Source organism: Streptomyces sp. YPW6, assembly GCF_018866325.1.
GTDB lineage: Bacteria > Actinomycetota > Actinomycetes > Streptomycetales > Streptomycetaceae > Streptomyces.
The window spans coordinates 456,272-481,492 of the sequence record NZ_CP076457.1; the positions used below are offsets into that span (position 1 = coordinate 456,272).

The window sequence follows — 25,221 nt, forward strand, 5'->3', positions numbered from 1 at the left end:
GACTCAGGGGCCGTCGAAGCGCTCACGCCTGCCGCCGGCGGTGGGCCGCGACCCGTTCGCGGGTGGCGCACCGGCGTGAGCAGTAGCGGCGGTCCGGGCCGCTGCCCTGGTTGATGAAGACGTCGGGGCAGCCCGGTGAGGCGCAGATCCGTCCGGGCGGACGCTGACGTTCCCAGACGAGCACGGTCAGCGCCAGGCAGGACGAGGCCAGCAGCCAGGCGCCCCAGGGCGCGTCGTCGCCATGGTCGACGTGGGGGTGCCAGGGGCTGTCGCCGCCGTGGGAGGTCAGCCGGAGCGGGCCGGTGTACTCGCGCAGAAGACGGTTGAGGACGGTGGCCGCAGCGTCGGCGTCGTCGGCGGCGAAGACCTCGCGCAGCCGGGCGGCGGCCGTGCGCATCTCCGCGATGTCTCCGGCGGTGAGGTCGACGGCGCCGCTCTCCCCGTACGCGTACAGGACCCTGGCGACCTCCCCGGGGTCCGGGTGGTGACCGGTGAGGGCATTCACCAGGGCGGCGGCACGGCGGGCGTTGGTCAGCACGGAGTGCCGGGTGGACCAGTCGTCGGCGGTGGAGGGCATCCGCCGAATGTAACGCATATTGCGAAGTTTTTCGTTACCTCCGTACCGTCCCGCCCATGGCAGACCGTCACTCCTTCTTCCGCTGCTACCTGGTGGGCGCGCTCGTGGCCCGTACCGGGGACGACATGGCGGGGCCCGCGCTCCTGCTGGCCGCGCTCACCCTCACCGGCTCGGCCGCGGAGGCGTCCTCGCTGCTCGCAGCCGTCACCGTCTCCGCCGCGGTCGGCGGGCCGGTGCTCGGGGCACTGCTCGACCGTTCGCCCAGGCCGGGGCGCCTGCTGGCCGGGGCCCTCGTCCTGTACGCGACCGGGACGGCGGTCGTCGTCACCGGGCTCGGCCGGGCCCCGGGCCCCGTCACTCTGCTGGTCGCGGGGGTGACCGGACTGCTGGGGCCCGCACTGTCGGGCGGCTGGACGGCCCAACTGCCCCGGACCGTGCCCGCCGGCCGACTGCCCCGGGCCGGCGCGCTCGACGCGATGACCTTCAGCGTGGCGGGCCTCGCCGGTCCGGCCTTCGCGGGCGGTGCCGCCGAGGCGCTGGGGGCGCCGACGGCTGTGGCGTTCTCCGCTGCGCTCATCGCGGCGGCCGCACCCGCCGCCTGGCTTCTGCCCCGGCGGCCGGGCCCGGCCCGGCGACGGGGCCCGGGCCGACCGAGCCACCTCGGGCGGCCCCACCGGCCGGCATCGTCGCCTCGGGTATCGGGGCCATCGCCGGGAGTCGTTCCCTCACCCGGGCGACGCTCACGTCGGTATGCTCCTGCGCGGCCCAGGGCATGATGACCGCCTGCCTTCCGCTGCTGGGCGAACGCGCCATGGGCGGAGCCGGTTTCGGCGCGGCGCTGCTCTCCTGCGCGGCACTCTCCGCACTTCTCGCCAACGCCGCCCTCGCCCGGCGCCCGCACGTGGTCGCTCCCGACACGGTCCTGTGGGCCGCCCCGCTCCTCCAGGCCGCCGCCCTGGCGCTGGCCGCCACGGGCGGGCCGGTGGCGCTCGTCGTGGCGGTGGCCGTCGCGGGCCTCGCGGAAGGACCCCAGCTCACCGCCCTGTTCGCGGTACGCCATCGGGAGGCGCCGAAGGGGCTGCGCGCCCAGGTCTTCACGACGGGCGCCAGTCTGAAGATCACCGGGTTCGCCGTGGGGGCGGCCGTCGCCGGGCCCCTGGCGGACCGGTCCCTGCACGGCGCCCTCCTGGTGGCGGCGGCTACCGCGGCCCTCGCCGTGCCGGCCCGCTTCGCCGTGCGCACCGGCCGCGGACCGGTCCGCACCGGCAGCCACGCCTAGAATCGAACCGTTTGTCCCCTCACGTACGGAGCACCTCCCCATGCACTCCCCCCACGATCCGTACGTCCGGGTGCGCGGCGCGCGCGAGCACAACCTCCAGGACGTGAACGTCGACATCCCGCGTGACACCCTGACCGTCTTCACCGGGGTCTCCGGGTCCGGCAAGTCGTCGCTGGCGTTCGGCACGATCTACGCCGAGGCCCAGCGCCGCTACTTCGAGTCCGTCGCCCCCTACGCCCGCAGGCTCATCCATCAGGCGGGCGCCCCCGCCGTCGGGGAGATCACCGGACTGCCGCCCGCCGTGTCCCTGGAGCAGCGGCGCTCCACCCCCGGGGCCAGGTCGTCCGTGGGGACGGTGACCACGCTCTCCAACTCGCTGCGGATGCTGTTCTCCCGGGCCGGGCACTATCCGCCGGGGGCCGAGCGGCTGGACTCCGACGCGTTCTCCCCCAACACCGCGGCCGGGGCCTGCCCCGAGTGCCACGGGCTCGGGCGCGTCCACCGTACGGACGAAGGGCTGCTGGTCCCCGACCCCTCGCTCTCCATCCGGGAGGGGGCGATCGCCGCCTGGCCGGGGGCGTGGCAGGGGAAGAACCTGCGCGATGTGCTCGACACGCTCGGGTACGACGTCGACCGGCCGTGGCGCGAGCTGGATCCCGAGGACCGGGAGTGGATCCTCTTCACCGACGAGCAGCCGGTGGTGACCGTGCATCCGGTACGGGATGCGGGCCGCATCCAGCGCCCGTACCAGGGGACGTACATGAGCGCCCGGCGCTATGTGCTGCACACCTTCGCCGACACCAGGAGCAGGACCCTGCGGGCGAAGGCCGAGCGCTTTCTGACCAGTGCGCCGTGCCCGGTCTGCGGCGGGAGCCGGCTGCGGCCGGAGGCGATGGCGGTGACCTTCGGCGGGCGGACCATCGCGGAGCTGGCCGCACTCCCCCTCTCCGACCTGGCCGAGCTGCTGGCCGGGGCGCACGGCGGGGCGGCGGGCGAGCCGGCGGGCGGGGCGGAGACGGCACGGGTGCTGACGGCCGACCTGCTGGCCCGGATCACCACGGTGACCGAGCTCGGGCTCGGCTACCTGAGTCTGGACCGCACGGCCCCCACCCTCTCCTTCGGCGAGCTGCAACGGCTGCGGCTGGCGACCCAGCTGCGCTCCGGGCTCTTCGGTGTCGTCTACGTCCTGGACGAACCGTCGGCCGGTCTGCACCCCGCCGATACGGAGTCCCTGCTCGGCGTGCTGGACCGGCTCAGGGAGGCCGGGAACTCCGTCTTCGTCGTGGAGCACCACCTCGATGTGGTGCGGCGGGCGGACTGGCTGGTGGACGTGGGCCCGCTGGCCGGGGAGCACGGCGGGCGGGTGCTGCACAGCGGGCCGCCGGACGGGCTGGCCGAGGTGCCGGAGTCCGCGACACGGCGGTTCCTGTTCGGCTCGGCCCCCGCGCCGGTACGGGAGCCCCGCACCCCCACGGGATGGATCCGGCTCACCGGAGTCGAGCGCCACAATCTGCGCGGGGTCGACGCGGCATTCCCGCTCGGGGTGTTCACGGCGGTGACCGGGGTGTCCGGCTCGGGCAAGTCGACGCTGGTCGGCCAGGTGCTGGCCGGGGTACTGGCCGACCGGCAGGCGGGCGAGGCGCCGGCGGGGGCGGGCGAGCGGCACTGTGCCTCCGTCACGGGGCTGGAGGCGGTGGACCGGCTCATCCAGGTCGACCAGAAGCCCATCGGGCGGACGCCCCGGTCCAATCTGGCGACGTACACCGGCCTGTTCGACTCCGTACGGAAGCTGTTCGCGCGGACCGGGGCGGCCCGGGAGCGGGGCTACGGTGCGGGGCGCTTCTCGTTCAACGTGCGCGGGGGACGGTGCGAGACCTGCCAGGGCGAGGGCTTCGTCTCGGTGGAGCTGCTGTTCCTGCCCAGCACCTACGCGCCCTGCCCGGACTGTCACGGCGCCCGCTACAACCCGGAGACGCTGGAGGTCACCCTGGACGGCCTCACCGTCGCTCAGGTCCTGGATCTGACCGTGGAATCGGCGGCTTCGTTCTTCGCCGGGACGCCCGCCGTCGAGCGTGCGCTGCGGACCCTGCTGGACGTGGGGCTCGGCTATCTGCGGCTCGGGCAGCCCGCCACGGAGCTGTCCGGCGGGGAGGCGCAGCGCATCAAGCTGGCGGCGGAGCTCCAGCGCACCCGGCGCGGGCACACGCTGTATCTGCTGGACGAGCCGACGACAGGGCTGCACCCGGCCGATGTGGAGCTGCTGATGCGGCAGTTGCACGCGCTGGTCGACGGCGGGAGCACGGTGGTGGTCGTGGAGCACGACATGGCCGTGGTGGCGGGGGCGGACCATGTCATCGACCTGGGCCCCGGGGGCGGGGACCGGGGCGGACGGATCGTCGCGGCCGGCACCCCGGCCGAAGCGGCGCGGGAGCCCGGGAGCCGGACGGCGCCGTATCTGGCGGAGGCACTGCGGCGCTGAGCGGGTGCGGCTGTTCCCGTACGGCTCGTGCGGCCCTGGTCCCGGCCGGCCCGTGCACCGTCGTGCCCGTACGGTTCCGGGTGTCGCACCCGGAACCGTACGGATCAGGGCTTCCTTCAGCGGCGGACTTTGCGGGTGGCCCGCAGCCACTCCTTGTTCATCGCGGCGATGGAGGGCAGCGGGATGCCCTTGGGGCAGGCCGTTGCGCATTCACCGGTCAGGGTGCAGCCGCCGAAGCCCTCTTCGTCCATCTGGGCCACCATGTCCAGGACGCGGGTCTCGCGTTCGGGGGCGCCCTGCGGCAGGACGCCCAGGTGGTTGACCTTCGCCGAGGTGAACAGCATCGCCGAGCCGTTGGGGCAGGCGGCGACGCAGGCCCCGCAGCCGATGCACTCGGCGTGCTCGAAGGCGAAGTCGGCGTCCGGCTTGGGCACCGGGGTGGCGTGGGCGTCCGGTGCGGTCCCGGTGGGCGCGGAGATGTAGCCGCCGGACTGGATGATCCGGTCGAACGAGGACCGGTCCACGACCAGGTCCTTGATGACCGGGAAGGCGGAGGCGCGCCAGGGCTCGATGTCGATCGTGTCGCCGTCGGCGAAGGACCGCATGTGGAGCTGGCAGGTGGTGGTGCGTTCCGGGCCGTGGGCGTCGCCGTTGATGACGAGGCTGCACGCGCCGCAGATGCCCTCGCGGCAGTCGTGGTCGAAGGCGACGGGCTCTTCCCCGGCGAGGGTGAGTTCCTCGTTGAGGGTGTCGAGCATCTCCAGGAACGACATGTCCGCGGAGATGTCGTCGACTTCGTAGGTGGCCATGGCGCCGGGCTCTTCGGCGTTGCGCTGACGCCAGACGCGCAGGGTGAGCTTCATGCGTAGCTCCGCTGGGTGGGGTGGACGTACTCGAAGACGAGGTCTTCCTTGTGCAGGACGGGGGCGCCGCCGGATTCGGTGAACTCCCAGGCGGCGGCGTAGGAGAACTCCTCGTCGCGCCGTTCGGCCTCGCCGTCCGGGGTCTGGGACTCCTCGCGGAAGTGGCCGCCGCAGGACTCGGAGCGGTGCAGGGCGTCGAGGCACATGAGCTCGGCGAGCTCCAGGTAGTCGACGATCCGGTTCGCCTTCTCCAGCGACTGGTTGAACTGCTCGCCGGTGCCGGGGACCTTGACCCGGCGCCAGAACTCCTCGCGGATCTCCGGGATCTTGGCGAGCGCCTTGCGCAGGCCGTCCTCGGTGCGGGCCATCCCGCAGTACTCCCACATGAGTTCACCGATCTCGCGGTGGAAGGAGTCGGGGGTGCGGTCGCCGTCGACGGACAGCAGCAGGTTGATGCGGTCCTCGGTCTCCGCCACCACCTCGGCGACGGCGGGGTGTTCGGCGTCGACGTGCTCGGTGTGCGGGTTGCGGGCGAGGTAGTCGTTGATGGTGGAGGGGAGGACGAAGTAGCCGTCCGCGAGGCCCTGCATCAGGGCGGAGGCGCCGAGCCGGTTGGCCCCGTGGTCGGAGAAGTTGGCCTCGCCGATGGCGAAGAGGCCGGGGATGGTGGTCTGGAGGTCGTAGTCGACCCAGAGGCCGCCCATCGTGTAGTGCACGGCGGGGTAGATCCGCATGGGGACCGTGTAGGGGTCCTCGTCGGTGATCCGCTGGTACATGTCGAAGAGGTTGCCGTACTTGGCCTCGACGGCCTTGCGGCCCATGCGCTGGATGGCTTCGGCGAAGTCCAGGTAGACGCCCTGCCCGCCGGGGCCGACGCCGCGCCCCTCGTCGCAGACGTTCTTGGCGGCGCGGGAGGCGATGTCGCGGGGCACCAGGTTCCCGAAGGCGGGGTAGATGCGCTCCAGGTAGTAGTCGCGCTCGTCCTCGGGGATCCGGTCGGGCGGGCGGGTGTCGCCCTTGGCCTTGGGGACCCAGATGCGGCCGTCGTTGCGCAGCGATTCGCTCATCAGGGTCAGCTTGGACTGGTGGTCGCCGGTGCGCGGGATGCAGGTGGGGTGGATCTGGGTGAAGCAGGGGTTGGCCATGTAGGCGCCGCGGCGGTGGGCCCGCCAGATCGCGGTGGCGTTGGAGTTCATGGCGTTGGTCGACAGGTAGAAGACGTTGCCGTAGCCGCCGGTGGCCAGGACGACCGCGTCGGCGAAGTAGGTGTCGATCTTCCCGGTGACGAGGTCGCGGGCGACGATGCCGCGCGCCTTGCCGTCGACCACGATCAGGTCCAGCATCTCGGTGCGGGCGTGGAGTTCGACGCCGCCGGTGGCGATCTGCCGGGAGAGCGCCTGGTAGGCGCCGAGGAGGAGCTGCTGTCCGGTCTGGCCGCGCGCGTAGAACGTACGGGAGACCTGGACGCCGCCGAAGGAGCGGTTGTCGAGGAGGCCGCCGTACTCGCGGGCGAAGGGGACGCCCTGGGCGACGCACTGGTCGATGATCTCGACGGAGATCTGGGCGAGCCGGTGGACGTTGGACTCCCGGGCGCGGAAGTCGCCGCCCTTGACGGTGTCGTAGAACAGCCGGTGGATGGAGTCGCCGTCGTTGCGGTAGTTCTTCGCCGCGTTGATGCCGCCCTGGGCGGCGACCGAGTGGGCGCGCCGGGGCGAGTCCTGGAAGCAGAACTGGACGACGTGGTAGCCCTGTTCGGCGAGCGTGGCCCCGGCCGCGCCGCCGGCCAGGCCGGTGCCGACGACGATGACCGTGTGTTTGCGCCGGTTGGCGGGGTTCACGAGTTTCGCCTGGAAGCGGCGGGTGTCCCAGCGTTCGTTGACGGGGCCCTCGGGGGCCTTCGTGTCGACGGCGGGCTCGCCCGTGCGGTACTGCGTGTAGTCGGGCATGTCAGCTCACCACTCCGGTCATGACGGCGACGGGTACGGAGACGAAGCCCAGGGTCAGCACCGCCGCGAGGATGGTGGCGAGGGTCTTCAGGATGCGGTCGCGGGTCGCGTTGCCGACGCCGAGGGTCTGTGCGGCACTCCAGAATCCGTGCTGGACGTGGAGGCCCATGGCGAGCACCGCGACGATGTAGATGACGTTGCCGTACCAGGTGGAGAAGGTGTCGATGACGTTCTGGTACGGGTGTCCGGCCTCGAAGCTCGTGTGCACGGTGCCGGTCGTCAGGTCGAGGATGTGCCAGACGATGAAGAGCGCGAGGATGACGCCGCCCCAGCGCATGGTCCGGGTGGCGTAGCTCGCGCGGGGCTTCTTGTGGACGTACTTCGCGGGGCGTGCCTTGATGTCGCGGCGGCTCAGCTGGTACGCCGAGACGCCGTGCAGCACGACGGCGGCGACGAGCCCCACGCGGACGATCCAGAGCGCCCACTCGTAGTGCAGGACCGGTTCGCCCAGGGTGCGCAGCCAGTGGGCGTACCCGTCGAACTCACCGGGTCCGAAGAAGATCTTCAGGTTGCCCACCATGTGGGCGACGAGATATCCGAGCATGACCAGACCGGTCACGGCCATGATCGTCTTCTTGCCGACGGTCGAGTCCCAGAGCGTACGCGTCATCGACGGCCGTCGGTCCGTCCGCGTTGCCAATGCCATGTACACGAAGGTAGGGGCGGAGGACCCGATCAGTCCAAGACATGGAATGGCTGATCTCCATAGGTGGAGCCTATCGGTGAGGTCTATCGTCGGCGTATGCACTTCCAGCAGCTCACCTACTTCGTGGCCGTCGCCGAGGCCCGGCACTTCACCCGGGCCGCCGAGGCGGTCCATGTGTCGCAGCCCTCCCTCTCCCAGCAGATCCGGGCGCTGGAGGCGGAGCTGGGCGCGGACCTGTTCAGCCGCGCCCGGGGCAACATCACCCTCACCGACGCGGGCGAGGCGCTGCTGCCGCTGGCCCGGCGGATCCTCGCCGACGCGGAGACCGCGCGCCACGAGGTGCAGGAGCTGGTTTCGCTGCGCAGCGGCCGGGTGCGCCTCGGAGCGACGCCCAGTCTGTGCACCGGGCTGCTGCCGGATCTGCTGCGCGCCTTCCACGACCGGCATCCGGGGGTGCGGCTGCTGCTGGAGGAGGGGGGCTCGCACGACCTCGTACGTCAGCTGGCGCGCGGGGCCCTCGACCTGGCGCTGGTGGTGCTGCCGCTGCCGGCCGCCTCGCCCGCGCTGACCACGGTGGAGCTGCTGCGGGAGGACCTGGTGGTGGTGTCAGCCGCGACGGAGCCTTGGCCGGGACGGGACGGCTCGATCCGGATCGCCGATCTGGAGGGGGCGCCGCTGGTGATGTTCCGGCACGGGTACAACCTGCGGGAGCTGACGCTCGCCGCGTGCCGCGCGGAGGGCTTCGAGCCGACGTTCACCATCGAGGGCGGCGAGATGGACGCGGTGCTCGGCTTCGTACGGGCGGGGCTCGGCATCGCCGTCGTGCCGGCCATGGTCGCCGCCCGCGCGGGCCACGACCTGCGCCGGACAGCACTCGCGGGCGACGGACTGCGCCGGACGATCGCGCTGGCGCACCGCAGCGACGTGGACCCGCCACGGGCCGCGCGCGAACTCCAGCGGATGCTGCTGGAGCACCGGCCGGTCCCCGGCTGACGTGGGCCCCGCGCGCCGGGCGGGCCCCGCCCGGCGCGCCGCTCAGACCGCGTCCGCCAGCAGCAGGGAGTGAATGCGGTCCGGGGCCCCGGGGCGGGCGTAGTACCAGCCCTGGGCGGTGTCGCAGCCGATCCGGCGCAGCTGTTCGGCCTGCGCGCCCGTCTCCACGCCCTCCACCGTGACGGCCAGCTCCAGGCTGTGGGCCAGTGACACGATGCCCTCGACGATCTTCAGATCGACCGGGTCCGCCGGGTGCTGCTGCATGCCCCGGGTGAAGGAACGGTCCAGCTTGAGCACGCTCACCGGCAGCCGCCGCAGGTTCGCCAGGTTCGAATAGCCCGTACCGAAGTCGTCGAGCGCGATGTCGACGCCCATCTCCGCGAGCTGCCGCAGCGGCTTGAGGAGATCGTCGTCGGCGCCGATCAGCGCCGACTCGGTCACCTCCAGGCAGAGCGCTCCCGGCTCCAGACCGGAACGTTCCAGCACGTCGACCGTCTCCGCGACCAGCCGGGGGTGGTGCAGCTGGGTCGGCGACAGGTTGACGTTGATCCGCAGCGGCCCGCCGTCGCTGTGCCGCTCCTGCCAGAAGTTGGCCTGCCGTACGGACTCCTCCAGCACCCAGCGGCCGAGCGGCACGATGAGTCCGGTGTGCTCGGCGAGCGGGATGAACCGGTCGGGGCCGAGCACCCCGTGCTGCGGATGGCACCACCGTACGAGCGCCTCCGCGCCGTGCACCGTGCCGTCGCCCAGGTGCACGAGCGGCTGGTACTCGATGAAGAACTCGCCCCGGTCCAGGGCCGTGGGGAGCGCGGTGGTCAGCCCGTGCCGGGTGATGGCGCGCGCGTCGGCCTCCGCGTCGGCGAGCTGGAAGCGGTTCCCGCCCGCCGCCTTGGCCCGGTACATCGTGATGTCGGCGCTGCGCAGTACCTCGGCGGCGCTCCGCTCCCCGGAGGGCCCCTCGACGATGCCGACCGAACCACGGACGGTCAGCTCGCGGCCGTCGAGGCGGACCGGGGTGGCGAGCGCGTTGAGGATGCGGCCGGCCAGTTCGTGCACCCCTTCGGCGGTGTCCGGTCCGGTGGTCAGCGCCACGAACTCGTCCCCGCCGAGCCGGGCGACCATCTCACCGGACGCGGTGGCGCAGCTCTGGAGCCGGTCGGCGACCTCGACGAGCAGGCGGTCCCCGGCGGCGTGGCCGAGGCTGTCGTTGATGGCCTTGAAGCCGTCGAGGTCCAGGTAGCAGAGGCCGAAGCGGACGCCTTCCTGGGCGGTGAGGGCCTTCTCCAGCCGCTCGAAGAACAGGGTCCGGTTGGGCAGGCCGGTGAGCGCGTCGTGGGTGGCCTCGTACCGCAGCCGCAGGTTGAGCAGCCGGCGCTCGGTGGTGTCCTCCATCAGCGCGAGCTGGTACTCGGGGCGGCCCTCGGAGTCGCGCAGCAGCGAGACGGTGAGGTTGGTCCACAGGACGGTGCCGTCGTTGCGGTAGTACGCCTTCTCGACCCGGTAGTGCTCGCGTTGGCCGCGCACCAGCTCGTCGTAGTACTTCCACACCTGCGGCGAGTCCTCGGGGTGGACCCACTCGTTCACCTTGTGGCTGCGGACGTGGTGCTCCAGACCGCCGAACATTCTGGTGAGCGTGTCGTTGATCTCCAGGATGTTGCCGTCCAGGTCGGCGATGCCGATGCCGATGGCGGCGTCCTTGAAGACCGCGCGGAACCGGGCCTCGGTGGCGTGCAGGGCCTCTTCGGCGTGCGAGCGGGCCGTCAGCGCCGAGCGGGCGATGGCCTCCTGCTCGGCGAGCGTGCGTTCGCGCAGGGCACCGGTGAACCCGGCGGCCAGCGTGTGCTGGATGCGGGCGCAGCGGGCGCGGCCGTCCTCGGTCGACAGCGTGCCGGGGCCGTTGCCGCCGCAGTACAGGACGAGGTAGGAGTCGACGACGCCGAGGGTGGAGCTCAGGGCGTCCGGATCGGTGCAGTGCGCGTCGATCAGGGCCGCGCCGACCCGCTGGGCGGGCGAGGCGTCGAAGGGGTGGGCGTGCAGGATGCCGTTCAGCTCGCGTGCCAGGGGCAGCAGATGCTGTTCGAACTCGGGCCGGGTCAGGGAGGTGGCCGTCAGGGGGAAGATGGCCCGGCTCCAGATTCTGGCGAACCTCCGGAGCCGGCCCTCCGGACCGTCGGGTTCCGCGTCCGGCTCTCCGGACGCCTGGGCGGGAATGCTCACGCCTTGCGCCCGACCCCGCCGAAGCCCGAGAAGGCGTACGGGTCTTCCTGTCCCGGCGACTGCGGGGTCTCGGGCCGCCATTCGGGCATCGACACGAGTCCGGGTTCGACCATCTCGCAGCCCTCGAAGAACCGGCCGATCTCCTCGCGCGAGCGCATGATCAGCGGATTGCGGATGTTCTTGTAGACGCCGACCGTGCCGGCGGCCTCCTCCCTGGAGAGCGGGATGCCCTCGTAGGAGGCGTGGGTCAGGACGATCAGACTGCCGGGGGCCAGGGCGTCGCGCAGTTCGGCGACCGCGGCGTACGGCTCGTCGGCGTCCTCGATGAAGTGGAGCACCGCGACCAGCAGCAGGGCCACCGGCCGGTCCAGGTCGAGCAGTCCGGTGACCTCCGGGGCCGCCAGGATCTCCTTGGGGCGGCGCAGGTCGGCGGCGGCGATGACCGCGCGGTCGTTGCCCTCCAGCACGGCCTGGCTGTGTGCGACGGCGACCGGGTCGTGGTCGACGTAGGCCACCTTGGCACCGGGATCGGCGGCCTGGGCGACCTCGTGGACGTTGCCGAACGTCGGGATGCCGGAGCCGATGTCCAGGAACTGGTCGATGCCCGAGTCGACGGCGTGGCGGACGGCCCGGCGCATAAAGGCGCGATTGGCCTGCATGATCTTGGGAAGGCCCGGGAGGAACTCCATGGCCTTGCGCGCGGCTTCCCGGTCCACCTCGAAATTGTGCGATCCGCCCAGATAGAAGTCGTACATGCGGGACACGCTCGGCACCGAAATGTCTATGCCCTGCGGTGCCCAGGCGGGACGCTCCATCGATGTCTCCAACAAGTTCGCCACGGCGGTCCGGCCATGTTCATGGTCAGTGTTGACCAGAGGCTACTGATCGGCCGCCAAGAGAGCGAGTGGAAACGGAAATTAGCGATCCGTTATTGGTCACACTCCGGTGGCATACCCGGCCGGTCCGTCGCCGCGTGTGTACGGACAGCGACGGACCGGCACTCCGGGCGCCGTTTCCCGGCGGTTCGGGGCCACTTGGGGCTCGTGGGCGATTGTTCTGCGGAGTCCGTGATTACTTGGCGGCGCCGACGAGTTTCGAATCCGGGGATACGGCGTACCAGGTTCCGCCGACACCCTGCCCGTTGGTGTCTCCGGGCTTCTTGTCGCCCGCGAAGGTGTAGATCGGCCAGCAGTCGATGGTCTGCTGCTCGATGCCGTCGGGGCGGTCGAAGGTGACGAATCCCTTCGTGGTGACACCGTCCACCGCATTCTTGGCCACAGGGGCGACTACCGGCCACTTCTTGAGGCAGTCGCCGGTGCAGGCGGTCTTCATCGGCCAGGCGGAGTCCTTGGTGAAGCGGTAGACCGTCATACCGCGGCCGTCCACCACGATGTCGCCGAGTTCCGGGTCCTTGCGGACCGAGAGTCCGGCGGGGTCGGCCGGTTCGGCGACTCCCTCGCTGTCGGCGTTCTTCGCCGCCTTCTTCCCGTCCGGGGCCGCGGCGAACCAGGTGCCGCCGACGCCCTGTCCGTTGATCTGGCCGGGGGCGGTGTCCTTGGCGTAGCGGTACACCGGCCAGCCGTCGACGGTGAGCTGGCTGGTGCCGTCGGGGCGGGAGACCTCGCCGAGCAGTTCCTCGTCCGTGCCGGCCGCGGCGACGGCGTTGCCCGATGCCACCACCGGCCAGACCGCAGCGCATTCGCCCTCGCAGTTCGACTTGGGCGGGTTCGCGGTGTCCTTGTCGAAGCGGTAGAGCGTGAACCCCTCGCTGTCGGTGAGCACCTTTCCGAGCTTCTTGTCCTCCTGCACGCCGAGTTGACCGGCCTCCTCGGGTTCCGGCGCCTCCGCGCCGGCCCCGGAGCCGTACCCGCCGCCGTCCGATCCGTATCCGCTCCCGGCGGGCTGCTGGGCAGGGGCGGCGTTGCCCACCGCCTGGCCGTTCGGCGACGTGCCGCCCTGTTCCTGACCGCACGCCGTCGTGAGCGTCAACAGAGCCGCCGCGGTGACCGCGAGCGAGGCGTTGCGCCAGGTGTTCATGTCGACTCCCGTGGTGCTTCGTCGTACCAGTGGTGATCCCGGCGCGGGACCGCGCCGTTCGTGGCCCTAGGTACGGGACGCCGACCCGGTCGCGTTCAAACACAGCCGCAGAAGAATGCGGCGGGTCCGGCCGACCGGGCAAACCCGAACGGCCCCTTGATCGCACGATCAGGCGAACTCGCCTGCGGCGACCGCGTGTTCCCCCGCGGCGTGGATCATGCTGCCGGTCGTGCACGGATCACGCATCGCGCGGCTCACGGCGGCCGCCGCGCTTCTCTGGCTGACAGCGGTACCGCTGCCCGCGACCGCCGACAACTGCGCGGTGGCCTCCATCGGGCAGGACGGGGGCGGCTCCTCGGTCACCGTGGCGGGCGACGGGGGCTGCGCGGCGGTCTCCGGACCGGAGCCTCCTCCCCCACCGCCACCTCCACCACCGTCGCCCCCGCCGAAACCGGCCCCTCCGCCCCCGCCGCCCCCTCCACCGCCACCACCACCGCCCGTTGCGGCAGAACCACCACCTCCACCACCGCCCCCGGCGCCGCCGCCCCCTCCCCCTCCTCCCGCTCCGCCTCCCGCGCCGCCTCCGAAGCCCTCGCCCCCACCGAAGCCCCCGGTGCGGACCGAGCCGCCCGAGTCCCGGCCCGTCGCGCTGCCGACGTACCGCAAACCGGCCCGCAAGAGGCCGCGGAGCGGGCCGTCCCTGGTGTCGCTGACGCTGCTCATCACCGCCCCGGCGGTGTTCGCCGTTGCCGTCCTGCGGCCGCGGTCATCCCGCTGACCAGGAGAGATGCATGTCCGAATGGCTCGTTCTGAGCATTGCCATGGCGTCCGCCTGCGCGGTCGTCCTCATGATCGTCGTCCTGAACCACCGGCGGGTCGGGGATGACGACGACCCCTCCGAGACCCCCGACGTCATGGAGTACATGACGATGATGATCGGCGTGGTCTACGCGATCGTCCTGGGGCTCGCCATCGCCGGGGTATGGGAGGGGCGCAGCGCCGCCCAGGAGTCCGTACGCATCGAGGCGCAGGCGCTGCACGAGGTGCAGGCGCGGGCGTCCGTCTATCCGGCGGAGGTCCGCGACCGCATCCGGGCGGACGTCGACGCCTATGTCAGTCATGTCGTCACCGACGAGTGGAAGGTGATGTCGGAGCGGAACACGCTCACCGAGCGCGGCACCGAACTGCTGGAGAAGGTGCGGGCGGACGTCACCGGCTACGAGCCGAAGACCGACCATGAGGGGCAGGCCTACCAGCCGCTGGTCGACCAGGTCGCGACGGCGGACGACGCCCGCAGCGCACGGGGGCAGAACGCCGGGGCGACGATGCCCGGGGTGGTCTGGTTCGGGCTGATCATCGGGGCGCTGGTGACGGTGGGGCTGATCTTCACGCTCCAGATCCGCAGAACGTTCCGCGAGCTGCTGCTGGCGGGCCTGTTCAGTGCGCTGATCGCCTTCCTGCTCTTCCTGATCTGGGATTTCGACGCGCCCTTCGGCCGGGGCATCTCGGCCACCGCCGACCCCTTCGTCGACATGTTCCCCGGCATCACCCGCTGACCCCCGCTCCCCCGGCCGGTGCGCCGGTCGGGGGAGCGCGTGACCCATTCGCCGGACCCCGATCGCGGGCCGGGAGCACCCCTCCTAGCGTGTCGGGCATCGAGGTGCATTTTTCCTGCTATGTGGAAATCGGTTCCGCAGCTGCCCCTCGGGGAACCCGGAGGATCCACCATGCGCGCGATACGTGTCGCACCGTTCGCCCTGCTCGGCGCCGGTGCCCTGACACTCCTCGCCCCGTCCGCCGCCTTCGCCGCGCCGGACGGGGCCTCCAGCACGTTCAATCCGACGATCACTCCCTCGGTCATCGCCCCGGGCGGCCGGGTCACGCTCGGCGCCGGTGGCTGCACGGGCGAGACGACGGTGAGCTCGGGCATCTTCGACACCACCACGATCCCGAGCGGCAGCACGACGGCGACCGCCACCGTGGACAGCGACGCACGCAGGGGCGCCGTCTACGCGGTGACGTTCACCTGCGGCTCCACCGGCACCTCCCGCAACGTCAACCTCACCATCACCAGCGGCGCGACGAGCACCCCCACCCCCACCCCGACGCCCACCACGGTCCCGACCGCCAGCTCGACGGCGCTCGTGCCGGGCGGCGTGCGCGGCGGCCTCGGCGGCAGCTCCGGCACCACCGACACGGTGGAGGTCGCCGCGGGCGGGGCCCTGGTGGTCGCGGCGGCCTCCGGCGCGCTCTACTTCGCACGTCGCCGCAACGCCGACCGCCGCCACTGACGGCGACCGTGCGGCGCACGGCAGTCGCCCCGGGTCCTGGTCCAGGACTCGGGGCGACGGGCGTATCGGGCCGGGCGGGAGGTTCGACGCCTTAGAACGCCGCATGGCTCGGCCGCCGACGCCGGACGAGGAAGACCGCGCCGCCGACCGCAGCGGCTGCCACCAGACCGCCGCCGACCTGCATCTCGACGGAGCTCGGGCCCATCGAGCCGCCGAGCCCGCCCTGGGCGCCGTTGCCGGCGAGCACGGTGAACTTGTGCGTCGCGATCCGGTTGTTGTCACTGCACTTCACGGACAGGTGGTACTGCCCCGGGGTGGCGTTGTCCCGGACCCGGGCGTGGGCGTAGTTGGTGCCGTCACCCGCGGAGAGGGTGGTCGTCGGGAAGGCGTTCGACCAGACCTTGCCGCCGTGGCCGCAGCCCTGCGCGGTGATCTTCAGCATGCCGCCCTGGTGGACGGACTCGGGGTTGACGGCGACGTTGACCGGGCCGTTGGTGGCGGCGGCCATGGGGGCCGCCAGCCCGACGGCCGCGAAAGCGGTCGCGGTGACCGCGAGGGCGCGTGAAGCACGCATCGTGTGAACCTCCAGCGGGAAACGCCCCCGGGGGCTGGTCCCCCGGTGGATCGACGAGAACGTCTCCCAGGACGAACACTCACCAGTCGGCCGGTGCCTCGCACTTCGGCGTTGCTCCACCTTGATGATGCGACACGCCGTGCGAGAAGCCCGGGATCTGACGGAGTCGCAGGTCACGGCCCGTCAGAACTTTTATCTGCTCATTACTCCGATGGGCAGTCAGCCATCAGGGGCGCCCCCGGGGGCCGGACGCACCGCCACCCGTTCGCCTCTCCCTGATCGCCGGCCGGACGCGGCGCCCTTAGCGTTCACAGCGTCGCGACGAAGGGAGAACCATGGGCCGGGACTACACCGGGGGCGAGCGGACCAGACGGGTGCCATGGGGTGCGATCGCGCTGGTGATGCTCAGCGGCCTCGCCCTCATGCGCAACGGCACGGAGTTCTCGGAGGCGGGCCCGCCGCAGCCCGCGGCCGCCGCCTCGCTGGATCTGAGCAAGGATCTCCCGGGCCCGCCGGTGGAGGACGAGCCGGTGCAGCCGCTGCCGTACGCCCCGGCCTCCCGGGTGAAGATCGCCTCCATCGACGTGGACGCGCCGATCATCGACGTCAACCTGGACGCCAACGGGTGGATCGACGCACCGCCCGCCCAGGACCCGAACCTCGCCGGCTGGTACCAGAACGGCATCGCCCCGGGCCAGCGGGGCACCGCCGTGGTCGTCGGCCATGTCGACAACCTGTCCGGGCCGGCGGTCTTCTACGGCCTCGGATCGCTCCAGAAGGGGCACCGCGTCGAGGTCTCCCGCTACGACGGCCGAGTCGGGATCTTCGAGGTGTACGGGGTGGAGGTCTTCGCCAAGAACGACTTCCCCGGCCCCCGCGTCTACGGCGACACGGGCCACGCGGAACTGCGCGTGATCACCTGCGGCGGGGGCTACTCCAAGGCGGGCGGCTACGACGGCAACGTGGTGGTCTTCGCCCGGCTCGTCGACACCCGCTGACCGTAAGCGTGCGCGGGGTGGTGCCCCGGCGGAGAGCCGGGACGCCACCCCGCGCACACGCGCTCAGACGCGGTGCGGCACCGTGATCCGGTAGCCCTTCTCCAGCAGCCGGGGAAGGTAGCGGCGCAGCGCGGCGACGCTCTGCGAGCGGTCGCCTCCCGCGTCGTGCGAGAGGACGACGACACCGGGCGCAGCGCCGTCCATAACCCGCCGGACGATGGTGCCGGTCCCCGGCTCCTTCCAGTCGAGGGTGTCCACGGTCCAGGCCATCGGCTCCATTCCCAACGCGGCTCCGATCTCGAAGGAGTTGCGGTTCCACGCGCCGTAAGGGGCTCGGTACCACAGCGGCGGAGCGCCGAGCACCCGCTCCACCACGTCGCTGGTACGCCCCAGTTCGCCGCGGATCGCGGCGCGGGAGAGCTTCGGGATCAGCGGGTGGGACCAGGAGTGGTTGCCCACCACGTGCCCGTCGTCGGCCATCTCGCGCAGCAGGTCCGGATGGCCCTTGGCCATCTCGCCGCAGACGAAGAACATCGCGCGGACCCCGTGTTCACGTAGAGTGGCCAGGACGGCCGGGGTGTACCGCGGGTCGGGGCCGTCGTCGAAGGTGAGGACCATCGCGTGCCCGAGGTCGGGCAGGTGCTCGAAGGGACGGGTGCGCACGGGCGGCCTGGCCGGTCTGAACCGGGGCGGGGCGCCCGCGGTCATGGGGGTCAGCCGGTACGGGGAGGGCCTGCCCCGTACGTTCGCCGGAGGCCCGGCCGCCGCGGCGGGCGGGGTGCCCGCGGTGCGGGCGGGGCCGCCGGGCGTCGACGCCGGATCCGCGGCGGCCAGGTGCACGGCGGTGGCGGCGCCGAGGCCAAGAGCGATCCTCAGCAGGGTACGGCGCTCGGGGCCGGTGTGATCACGTGTCATGGCCCACTGCTCGCACGGCGGGAGGCCGACCCCGGCCGCCGACACCGCATGCCGACCGTTTTGCACCCGAACGACCCAGTATGACGCTATGCCCCGAGGCCCGCCGACGGCCCGGACTCTCCCGCTCCGGACGAGCCGATAGCCTCGGAGCCGTGACAGAGCAGCAGCCTGATCGTTTCGAACGCGGCACGGACGGCCCGAAGGTGATCGTCGCCGGGCTCGACGGCTCCGACTCGTCGATGCGCGCGGCGGCCTACGCCGCCGGCCTGGCCCGCCGGCAGAACGCCGTGCTGGCCCTGGTCTACGTCCAGCCGGTCATGACGGCGGGCGCGGCCCTGGGCGTACCGGTCGGCGACACGACGGGGGAGGTCGCGGACTCGCTGGCATCGGAGATCCGGGAGGCGACGGAGCGCTTCAAGGACACGTGGGCCGTGCGCTGGGAGTTCCACACCTTCCGGGGCGACCCCTACAACGGGCTGGTGACGGCGGCCGACGAGCTGAAGGCGGACGCGGTGGTGGTCGGGGCCTCGGAGTCGGCCGGGCACCGCTTCGTCGGTTCGGTGGCGGTACGTCTGGTGAAGGCGGGGCGCTGGCCGGTCACCGTGGTGCCGTAGGACCCCGCCGGCGACCGTCACTCACCCATGCGGAGCCCGTCCCGGTCCGCTCCCCGGCCGAGGACGACGCTGCGGATGCGGTCGCGGACCTCGCGGAGGTGCTCGGCCCCCGCACCGAGGGAGGTGTTGAGGTTGACGGCGCGCCCGGTGCTGGTGTCGTACCACTGCGGGACGAACTCCGCCTTCGTCACCTTCCAGCGTTCACCGGGTTTCGCGGGCGGCGCGAAGGTGAAGCGGCCCATCGAGCTCTGGTTGCCGCGCGGGTCCTGGGCGCCCTCGTAGTTGATCATCGCTCCGGCGATCTGATCGCCCATGCCGTAGACGACCCAGGTCCCGTTGACCTTCTCGTACGCCTGGGGCACATGGGCATGGGTGCCGACGACGAGGTCGATGTCGGGGCGGCCCCGGTCCGTGGAGGCCGTGAGCCGCTCGGCGAGTTCCCGCTGCCGCGCGTCGGGCTCGTCCTGCCATTCGGTGCCCCAGTGCACGGAGAGGACGACGACGTCGGCGCCGGCCCGGCGGGCCGCCCGGGCCTCGTCGATGATCTTTCGCTCGTCGGTGACGTTCACCGTCCAGGGCCGGTCGGCGGGGAGCGGGATGTCGTTGGTGCCATAGGTGTACGCGAGGTGGGCGACCTTGGCCGCGCCCTCCCCCGGGCCGGCGGGCAGGATCGTGGGCCGGGCGGCCTCGGCGGCGCTGCGGGCGGAGCCGGCGTGCCGGATGCCCGCCCCGTCCAGCGCGTCGAGGGTGCGCCGGACCCCCTCGGCTCCGTCGTCGAGGGTGTGGTTGGAGGCGGTGGAGCAGGAGTCGAACCCGGTGGTGCGCAGGGCCGTGGCGATCTCGGGGGGCGACTTGAAGCTCGGGTAGCCGGTGTAGGGGCCGCCCTTCTTCCCGTACACGGTCTCCATATGGCAGAACGCCAGGTCCGCGCCGGAGACGACCGGGGCGACGCCGGCCAGCATGGGGGCGAAGTCGTAGCCGGCGCCGCCCGCGTCGACGGCGGCCCGGTCGATGACGGAGGAGTGCGGCAGGACGTCGCCCGCGGCGAGGAGGGTGAACGGGCGGGGTCCCGCGGCGCCCTGGCCGCCCGCTCCCCGGGCGGCGGGCGGCCCTCCCGGCTCGGCCGTCGTGGGCTGCTGCCCGGTGCAGCCGGCGGCCGCGGCGAGCAGGAGGGCGATGGCGGCCACGGTGCCCGGTCGGATGCGCTGCGTCATCTGCTCGACTCCATGTTCGGATGATTGCGACCATCCGACTACACATATCGTCATACCGGATAGGCAAGAAGCAGTGCCGCATACCTAGCTGAACTGGCCGTACCGCCCGACCCCGACGGCCCCTCGACCGTTCACCGCACCATTCGCCGCACTGAGCGACCGCTCGTCGCACGCATCGGTGCACCGCCTGTTCCCGCGCCGCCGAATGCGTTCGTATACGCCAGTCGGCAACGCGGCCGTCAGGGACCCCGGCGGGAGAGGACGTTCATGAAGACCACCACGACGACCGACGAACGGACCCTGGCGGAGTTGCAGCGGAACCACGGTCCCGCCCTGTTCCACTTCCTCCTCGGTCTCACCTTCGGGGACCGGCAGCGCGCCGAGGACCTGGTGCAGGAGACCCTCGTCCGCGCCTGGCAGCACCCCGAGGCGTTCGACGCTCCCTACGACTCGATGCGGCCCTGGCTGTTCACCGTCGGCCGCCGCCTGGCCATCGACGCGCGCCGCTCGCGCCAGGCCCGCCCCGTCGAGGTCAGCGACTCGGTACTGGACAGCACCCCGGACGCCCTGGACACCGCGGACCGCGCCGTGCGGACCCTGGACGTCCGGGAGGCGGTCCGCACCCTCAGCGCCGAGCACCGCGCCGTGCTGGTGCAGATCTACTTCCGCGGGCTGAGCGTCGGCGAGACGGCACAGGTGCTCGGCATCCCGTCGGGCACCGTCAAGTCCCGTTCGTACTACGCCCTGCGAGTGCTCGCGCGCACGCTGCCGGGCTACTCCCCCAGGTCCTCCGCCCGGAGCAGCGCCAGCAGGGCGGAGGCCTCGGCCACCTCCACGTAGACCCGGGCACAGCCGTCGCAGCCCTGGAGGTGACGGGCGACCCGGCACGTCTCCTCGGCGTCCAGGGCGTCCAGGACGTAGGCGCCCAGCAGCGGGTGCACATGCGGGTCGTCGCCGGGGTCGGCACTCATTCGCAGCCTCGCATCTCCTGGGCGATCCTCCCCTTCTGCCCACGCGGGGCGGCCGCCCCCGGTTCAATGCTGCGAGAAGCCCGGTACCGAGCAAGGAAAGAGGCGAGACGGGATGCGTCCCGAGGATACGGATGAGGCCGGTGGGAGCGGGCTCCGGGTGCCGATGACCTGGCTGACCACCGAGTATCTGGCCGACGAGCTGTTACGGACCGGCGATCTGATGGAGCCGACGACGCTGGAGTTCCGGGCGGGGCGTGACGCCCTCGCGCTGACGATGTTCCTGTGCGAGTTCCCGCGGGACGCGCCCGCCCCGCGGGCCCTGCCCGAACCGCGGGTCGACGAACTGCGCGTGCTCACGGCGTACGAGGGCACGTGGCGCAGTTGGGTCTGCGCGCGGCTGGCGGAGTCGCGGCGGTGCGCCGAGAGGGGCGATCCCGACCTGGAGCTGGCCCGGGAGGCCTGGCGCTGGCTGGAGGAGACCGAACTGCTCGCGGCGGACCTGGACGCGATCGCCCCCGCCCCCCGGGAGGCCGCGGCCGGCCCGGCGGACGACCGGGAGATCCGGGTCTGGACGCCCGCCTGGCAGTTGGGGCTGCCGCTGGGGCACCTGGCCGTCCACCTGTGCTGAGCCCCTCGCGGTGCGGGGTCAGGAACCGTGCACCCCGGCGCGGTACTTGGGCAGCCGCAGGGTGATCTTCATGCCCGCCCCGACCCCGGTCTCGATGACGAGCCCGTAGTCGTCGCCGAAGACCTGGCGCAGCCGCTCGTCCACGTTGAGCAGGCCGATGCCGGTGGAGGAGCCGCCCTCGCCGCGCAGGATCTGCCGCAGCCGCTCGGGGTCCATCCCGGTCCCGTCGTCCTCGATGACCACCTCGGCCTCCGAACCGGCGTCCAGGGCGCTGATGGTGATCCGGCTGCGGGTGACCGCCCCTTCGAGTCCGTGCTTGACGGCGTTCTCGACCAGCGGCTGGAGGCACAGGAACGGCAGCGCGACGGGCAGCACCTCGGGGGCGACCTGGAGGGTCACGGCGAGCCGTTCCCCGAACCGGGCGCGGACCAGGGCCAGATACTGGTCGATGGAGTGCAGTTCGTCGGCCAGGGTGGTGAACTCCCCGTGCCGGCGGAAGGAGTAGCGGGTGAAGTCGGCGAACTCCAACAGCAGTTCGCGGGCCTGCTCGGGGTCGGTGCGGACGAACGAGGCGATGGCGGCGAGGGAGTTGAAGAGGAAATGCGGGGAGATCTGGGCCCGCAGAGCCTTGATCTCGGCCTCGATGAGCTGCGTACGGGAGCGGTCCAGCTCGGCCAGTTCCAGCTGGACGCAGACCCAGCGCGCCACCTCCCCCGCCGCACGGGCGAGCACCGCCGACTCGCGCGGGGCGTAGGCGACGAGCGCGCCCAGGACCCGGTTCTCGACGGTGAGCGGGACGGCGACGGCCCAGCGCAACGGGCAGTCGAGGTCGCCGCAGCCGCTGTCGAAGGCGGTGTCGCGGCCGTTGTCCAGCAGCACCCTCAGATGCTCCATCACCTCCTTGCCGTGGTGGTGCCCGGCCCCGTCCCAGACCAGCACCCGCTCCCGGTCGGTGAGGCAGAGCGCGTCCGTGCCGAGCAGCGAGCGCAGCCGGCGGGCGGAGCGCCGGGCGCTCTCCTCGGTGAGACCGGCCCGCAGCGGCGGGGCGGCCAGCGAGGCGGTGTGCAGGGTCTCGAAGGTGGCGTGCTCGACGGGCGTGCCGACGTCGCTGGGGCGCACGGGGCGGGCGGTACGGCGCCCCAGCAGACAGCCGGCGCCGAACAGCAGCGCGGCGAGGACGACGACGACGGCGACGGCGGCCCCGGTCATCGCTCCCGCCCCGGGGCCGCCCGTGCCGAGGAGAGGGCTTCGGGGAGGTGGAAGCGGGTCATGGCGGCGTTGGTGCCCGGGGGGACGCGCCCCGGGGTGGCGAGCGACACGAGGATCATCGCGAGGAAGCCCACGGGGACGGACCAGACGGCGGGCCAGGCGAGCAGGGCGTGCGGCCAGCCCGGTGGGCGCACGGCCCCGCTGACCGTGATGGCCACGGCGAGGAGCGCGGACCCGCCGCCGAGCAGGAGCCCCGCCACGGCCCCGGGCGGGGTGAGCCGCCGCCACCAGATGCCGAGGACGAGCAGCGGGCAGAAGGAGGAGGCGGAGACGGCGAAGGCCATGCCCACCGCGTCGGCCACCGGCACCCGGCTCACCAGCAGGGACCCGGCGAGCGGCACGGCGATGGCGAGGACGGTGGCGAGCCGGAAGTGGCGTACCCCGCGCGAGGGCAGGACGTCCTGGGTGATGACCCCGGCGACGGCCATGGTGAGCCCGGACGCGGTGGACAGGAACGCGGCGAACGCTCCGCCGGCGATCAGGGCCCCGAGGAAGTCGCCGCCGAGGCCGCCGATGACCCGGGCGGGCAGCAGCAGGACGGCGGCGTCGGCGTCTCCCCCGTACCGCAGTTCGGGGGTGTAGAGCCGGCCGAGCGCCCCGTAGACCGGCGGGAGCAGGTAGAAGAGGCCGACCAGCGCGAGGACGGCGACGGTGGTGCGGCGGGCGTCGCGGCCATTGGGGCTGGTGTAAAAGCGGACGACGACGTGCGGCAGGCCCATCGTGCCGAGGAAGGTCGCCACGATCAGGCCGTAGGTGGCGTACAGCGGGTGGTCGGCGCGGAAGACGGCGAGCTGGGCGTCGAAGCCGGCCCGGGGCCGGCCGTCGCCCTGCCAGGCGAGGACCAGGAAGAGGGCGGGGACGAGGAGGGCGGTGAGCTTCAGCCAGTACTGGAAGACCTGGACGAAGGTGATGGAGCGCATGCCGCCGGCGGCGACGGCGGCGGTCACGACCGTGGCGACGAGGACATCACCGAGCCAGCCCGGAGCCCCGGTGAGGATCATCAGGGTCAGCCCGGCGCCCTGGAGCTGGGGTACGAGGTAGAGCCAGCCCGCCCCGACGACCAGGACGCTGACCAGTCGGCGGACCTGCCGCGATTCGAGCCGGCCCTCGGCGAAGTCCGGCAGGGTGTACGCCCCGGAGCGGCGCAGTGGTGCGGCGACGAAGATCAGGAGCACCAGGTATCCGGCGGTGTAGCCGACCGGATACCACAGCATGTCGGGGCCGTGGACGAGGACGAGTCCGGCGACGCCGAGGAAGGAGGCGGCCGAGAGGTATTCGCCGCTGATCGCGGCGGCGTTGAGACGGGGCCGCACGGTGCGGGAGGCGACGTAGAAGTCGGAGGTCGTCCGGGAGATGCGCAGGCCGAAGCCGCCGACGAGGACGGTGGCGAGGACGACGAGGACGACCGCCACCCAGGACGCCATGTGGTCGGGGGTGCTCACGGTGCGGGGCGGCCCTCCACCAGCCGGGCGAAGTCGCGTTCGTTGCGCTCGGCCCTGCGGACGTACCACCAGGCGGCGAGGGTGAGCGGCGGGTAGGCGGCGAAGCCGAGGACCGCCCAGACCAGGGCGGAGCTGTCCAGCGCGGCGAACAGCAGCGGCAGGGTGCCCGCGACGAGGGCGAGGAAGCCGAAGACGGTGAGCCCGGCGCGCAGTTGGCCGCGCATCAGGGAGCGCACATAGGCGCCGCCGAGGGCGGTCTGCTCGTCGATCTCCGACTGGGTGCGGTAGCGGGGCAGCGGGCGCACCCGGCGCGGCTCCCCCGTGACCACTTCGCGCCGGGGGGCTGGCTCTGCGGACATGGGCTCGGAGTGTAGGCGTCGCCGGGTGGTGCTGGGAAGGGCTGCCGGAAGGTCCTGCCAGGTCAGCGGCCGCCCTGGCGCATCAGGAGGTCCCGCAGGGCGCGGGTGTGGCGGCGGCTGACGGCGAGTTCGGCCTCCCCGATGCGCACGCTCATGCTGCCCGCGTCCAGGCGCAGTTCGTCGATCCGTCCCAGCGCGACGAGGTGGCGGCGGTGGATCCGGACGAAGCCGCGGGAGCGCCAGCGCTCCTCCAGGGTGGTCAGCGGGATGCGGACGAGATGGCTGCCTCCGGAGGTGTGCAGGCGGGCGTAGTCGCCCTGCGCCTCGGCGTAGGCGATCTCGTCGATGGGGATGAAGCGGATGACGCCGCCGAGCTCGACCGGGATCTGGTCGCCCGCGCTGTCGTGGACGGTCGCGGACCGGTCCCCGACCTGTTCGGCGACCCGGCGGACGGCTTCGGCCAGGCGTTCGCGGCGGACCGGCTTGAGGACGTAGTCGACGGCCTTGAGGTCGAAGGCGTGGACGGCGAAGCCCTCGTGCGCGGTGACGAAGACGATGAGCGGCGGCGCGGCGAAGCCGGCGAGGAGCTGGGCGACGTCGAGCCCGGTGAGACCGGCCATGTGGATGTCGAGGAAGACCACGTCGATCGCGGACGCGTCGTCGGGGCCCGCGTCCACGGCGCTGCCGATGCGGCGCAGGGCCTCGGTCGCCCCGGTGGCGCCCTCGGCGCTGCGGACACGGGGGTCGGCGCGCAGCAGGTAGAGGAGTTCCTCCAGGGCGGGTTGTTCGTCGTCGACGGCGAGTACGCGCAGCATGGGCCGGAGTTTAGGACGTGTGGGGGCCGATGGC

At 72.4% G+C, this 25,221-nt stretch carries 26 protein-coding genes; 10 read left to right on the forward strand and 16 right to left on the reverse strand.

Going from position 1 to position 25,221, the window contains the following annotated elements; genetic code table 11:
• Positions 1-22 precede the first annotated feature (22 nt).
• Positions 23-577: a CGNR zinc finger domain-containing protein gene (locus tag KME66_RS02055; protein ID WP_253208204.1), complete on the reverse strand. Its 555-nt coding sequence runs from the start codon at positions 575-577 to the stop codon at positions 23-25.
• Between the two features lie 56 nt (positions 578-633).
• Between KME66_RS02055 and KME66_RS33760 the strand changes: the two genes are divergently transcribed.
• The 3 genes from KME66_RS33760 to uvrA are packed head-to-tail and all read left to right on the forward strand — an operon-like array spanning position 634 to position 4,335.
• Positions 634-1,353 carry an MFS transporter gene (locus KME66_RS33760; RefSeq protein ID WP_253208205.1) on the forward strand — a complete coding sequence of 240 codons (720 nt, stop codon included), beginning with the start codon at positions 634-636 and terminating at the stop codon, positions 1,351-1,353.
• On the forward strand, positions 1,350-1,856 hold the full coding sequence (locus KME66_RS33765) for a hypothetical protein (protein ID WP_253208206.1): 507 nt from the start codon (positions 1,350-1,352) through the stop codon (positions 1,854-1,856). Before KME66_RS33760 ends, KME66_RS33765 begins: the two co-directional genes overlap by 4 nt.
• 40 nt (positions 1,857-1,896) lie before the next feature.
• Positions 1,897-4,335 carry an excinuclease ABC subunit UvrA gene (uvrA, locus tag KME66_RS02065; protein WP_216318256.1) on the forward strand — a complete coding sequence of 813 codons (2,439 nt, stop codon included), beginning with the start codon at positions 1,897-1,899 and terminating at the stop codon, positions 4,333-4,335.
• A gap of 116 nt (positions 4,336-4,451) precedes the next feature.
• Here the strand turns inward: uvrA and KME66_RS02070 are convergent, their stop codons facing one another.
• From KME66_RS02070 to KME66_RS02080, 3 genes are read right to left on the reverse strand one after another with little or no spacing between them, the layout of a single operon-like run.
• On the reverse strand, positions 4,452-5,198 hold the full coding sequence (locus tag KME66_RS02070; protein ID WP_216318259.1) for a succinate dehydrogenase/fumarate reductase iron-sulfur subunit: 747 nt from the start codon (positions 5,196-5,198) through the stop codon (positions 4,452-4,454).
• Positions 5,195-7,144 (reverse strand): fumarate reductase/succinate dehydrogenase flavoprotein subunit, encoded by a 1,950-nt coding sequence (locus tag KME66_RS02075; protein WP_216318262.1) that lies wholly within the window; start codon positions 7,142-7,144, stop codon positions 5,195-5,197. Before KME66_RS02075 ends, KME66_RS02070 begins: the two co-directional genes overlap by 4 nt.
• A gap of 1 nt (position 7,145) precedes the next feature.
• Positions 7,146-7,814: a succinate dehydrogenase cytochrome b subunit gene (locus tag KME66_RS02080; RefSeq protein ID WP_073223717.1), complete on the reverse strand. Its 669-nt coding sequence runs from the start codon at positions 7,812-7,814 to the stop codon at positions 7,146-7,148.
• 132 nt (positions 7,815-7,946) lie between these two features.
• On the opposite strand from KME66_RS02080, the gene KME66_RS02085 reads away from it, so the two are divergent.
• On the forward strand, positions 7,947-8,843 hold the full coding sequence (locus KME66_RS02085; RefSeq protein WP_216318265.1) for a LysR substrate-binding domain-containing protein: 897 nt from the start codon (positions 7,947-7,949) through the stop codon (positions 8,841-8,843).
• 42 nt (positions 8,844-8,885) lie between these two features.
• On the opposite strand, the gene KME66_RS02090 is transcribed toward KME66_RS02085, so the two are convergent.
• The 4 genes from KME66_RS02090 to KME66_RS02105 all read right to left on the reverse strand — a co-directional run bounded on the left by KME66_RS02090 (position 8,886) and on the right by KME66_RS02105 (position 13,460).
• A complete protein-coding gene (locus KME66_RS02090; RefSeq protein WP_073223719.1) occupies positions 8,886-11,060 on the reverse strand; it encodes a bifunctional diguanylate cyclase/phosphodiesterase in 2,175 nt (724 codons plus the stop codon).
• The gene (locus KME66_RS02095; RefSeq protein WP_216318268.1) at positions 11,057-11,875 is read right to left on the reverse strand and encodes an SAM-dependent methyltransferase; all 819 of its coding nucleotides are present in this window, start codon (positions 11,873-11,875) and stop codon (positions 11,057-11,059) included. The genes KME66_RS02090 and KME66_RS02095 overlap by 4 nt, the downstream gene beginning before the upstream one ends.
• Positions 11,876-12,131: 256 nt before the next feature.
• Positions 12,132-13,097: an SCO0930 family lipoprotein gene (locus KME66_RS02100; RefSeq protein WP_216318271.1), complete on the reverse strand. Its 966-nt coding sequence runs from the start codon at positions 13,095-13,097 to the stop codon at positions 12,132-12,134.
• Positions 13,098-13,265: 168 nt separating this feature from the next.
• Positions 13,266-13,460, reverse strand: a complete 195-nt coding sequence (locus KME66_RS02105; protein WP_216318274.1) for a hypothetical protein — start codon at positions 13,458-13,460, stop codon at positions 13,266-13,268.
• A 428-nt stretch (positions 13,461-13,888) separates the two neighbouring features.
• Between KME66_RS02105 and KME66_RS02110 the strand changes: the two genes are divergently transcribed.
• Both KME66_RS02110 and KME66_RS02115 read left to right on the forward strand, forming a co-directional pair.
• The gene (locus tag KME66_RS02110; protein ID WP_073223722.1) at positions 13,889-14,653 is read left to right on the forward strand and encodes a DUF4239 domain-containing protein; all 765 of its coding nucleotides are present in this window, start codon (positions 13,889-13,891) and stop codon (positions 14,651-14,653) included.
• A gap of 171 nt (positions 14,654-14,824) precedes the next feature.
• Positions 14,825-15,388 (forward strand): hypothetical protein, encoded by a 564-nt coding sequence (locus KME66_RS02115; protein ID WP_216318277.1) that lies wholly within the window; start codon positions 14,825-14,827, stop codon positions 15,386-15,388.
• 91 nt (positions 15,389-15,479) lie between these two features.
• Here the strand turns inward: KME66_RS02115 and KME66_RS02120 are convergent, their stop codons facing one another.
• Positions 15,480-15,962 carry a hypothetical protein gene (locus KME66_RS02120; RefSeq protein ID WP_073223724.1) on the reverse strand — a complete coding sequence of 161 codons (483 nt, stop codon included), beginning with the start codon at positions 15,960-15,962 and terminating at the stop codon, positions 15,480-15,482.
• Positions 15,963-16,297: 335 nt separating this feature from the next.
• Between KME66_RS02120 and KME66_RS02125 the strand changes: the two genes are divergently transcribed.
• Positions 16,298-16,960, forward strand: coding sequence for a class F sortase (locus KME66_RS02125; protein ID WP_073223725.1), 663 nt, complete (start codon positions 16,298-16,300; stop codon positions 16,958-16,960).
• Between the two features lie 63 nt (positions 16,961-17,023).
• On the opposite strand, the gene KME66_RS02130 is transcribed toward KME66_RS02125, so the two are convergent.
• Entirely contained in the window at positions 17,024-17,875 is an 852-nt protein-coding gene (locus KME66_RS02130; protein ID WP_216318280.1) for a polysaccharide deacetylase family protein, read from the reverse strand.
• Positions 17,876-18,027: 152 nt separating this feature from the next.
• Between KME66_RS02130 and KME66_RS02135 the strand changes: the two genes are divergently transcribed.
• Positions 18,028-18,489 carry a universal stress protein gene (locus KME66_RS02135; RefSeq protein ID WP_073223726.1) on the forward strand — a complete coding sequence of 154 codons (462 nt, stop codon included), beginning with the start codon at positions 18,028-18,030 and terminating at the stop codon, positions 18,487-18,489.
• 17 nt (positions 18,490-18,506) lie between these two features.
• Here KME66_RS02135 and KME66_RS02140 read toward each other — a convergent pair whose 3' ends face one another.
• Positions 18,507-19,703, reverse strand: a complete 1,197-nt coding sequence (locus tag KME66_RS02140; RefSeq protein ID WP_216318283.1) for a CapA family protein — start codon at positions 19,701-19,703, stop codon at positions 18,507-18,509.
• A 267-nt stretch (positions 19,704-19,970) separates the two neighbouring features.
• Between KME66_RS02140 and KME66_RS02145 the strand changes: the two genes are divergently transcribed.
• A complete protein-coding gene (locus KME66_RS02145) occupies positions 19,971-20,543 on the forward strand; it encodes a sigma-70 family RNA polymerase sigma factor (protein ID WP_216318286.1) in 573 nt (190 codons plus the stop codon).
• On the opposite strand, the gene KME66_RS02150 is transcribed toward KME66_RS02145, so the two are convergent.
• Positions 20,477-20,674 carry a zf-HC2 domain-containing protein gene (locus KME66_RS02150; protein ID WP_073223729.1) on the reverse strand — a complete coding sequence of 66 codons (198 nt, stop codon included), beginning with the start codon at positions 20,672-20,674 and terminating at the stop codon, positions 20,477-20,479. The genes KME66_RS02145 and KME66_RS02150 overlap by 67 nt on opposite strands.
• Before the next feature lie 112 nt (positions 20,675-20,786).
• On the opposite strand from KME66_RS02150, the gene KME66_RS02155 reads away from it, so the two are divergent.
• On the forward strand, positions 20,787-21,302 hold the full coding sequence (locus tag KME66_RS02155; protein WP_216318289.1) for a hypothetical protein: 516 nt from the start codon (positions 20,787-20,789) through the stop codon (positions 21,300-21,302).
• 18 nt (positions 21,303-21,320) lie between these two features.
• On the opposite strand, the gene KME66_RS02160 is transcribed toward KME66_RS02155, so the two are convergent.
• The 4 genes from KME66_RS02160 to KME66_RS02175 all read right to left on the reverse strand — a co-directional run bounded on the left by KME66_RS02160 (position 21,321) and on the right by KME66_RS02175 (position 25,187).
• The gene (locus tag KME66_RS02160) at positions 21,321-22,511 is read right to left on the reverse strand and encodes a sensor histidine kinase (protein ID WP_073223731.1); all 1,191 of its coding nucleotides are present in this window, start codon (positions 22,509-22,511) and stop codon (positions 21,321-21,323) included.
• Entirely contained in the window at positions 22,508-24,013 is a 1,506-nt protein-coding gene (locus KME66_RS02165; protein WP_073223732.1) for a cation acetate symporter, read from the reverse strand. Before KME66_RS02165 ends, KME66_RS02160 begins: the two co-directional genes overlap by 4 nt.
• Positions 24,010-24,372 (reverse strand): hypothetical protein, encoded by a 363-nt coding sequence (locus tag KME66_RS02170; protein ID WP_073223733.1) that lies wholly within the window; start codon positions 24,370-24,372, stop codon positions 24,010-24,012. Before KME66_RS02170 ends, KME66_RS02165 begins: the two co-directional genes overlap by 4 nt.
• Positions 24,373-24,434: 62 nt before the next feature.
• Positions 24,435-25,187: a LytTR family DNA-binding domain-containing protein gene (locus KME66_RS02175; protein ID WP_216318292.1), complete on the reverse strand. Its 753-nt coding sequence runs from the start codon at positions 25,185-25,187 to the stop codon at positions 24,435-24,437.
• Positions 25,188-25,221: the final 34 nt, after the last annotated feature.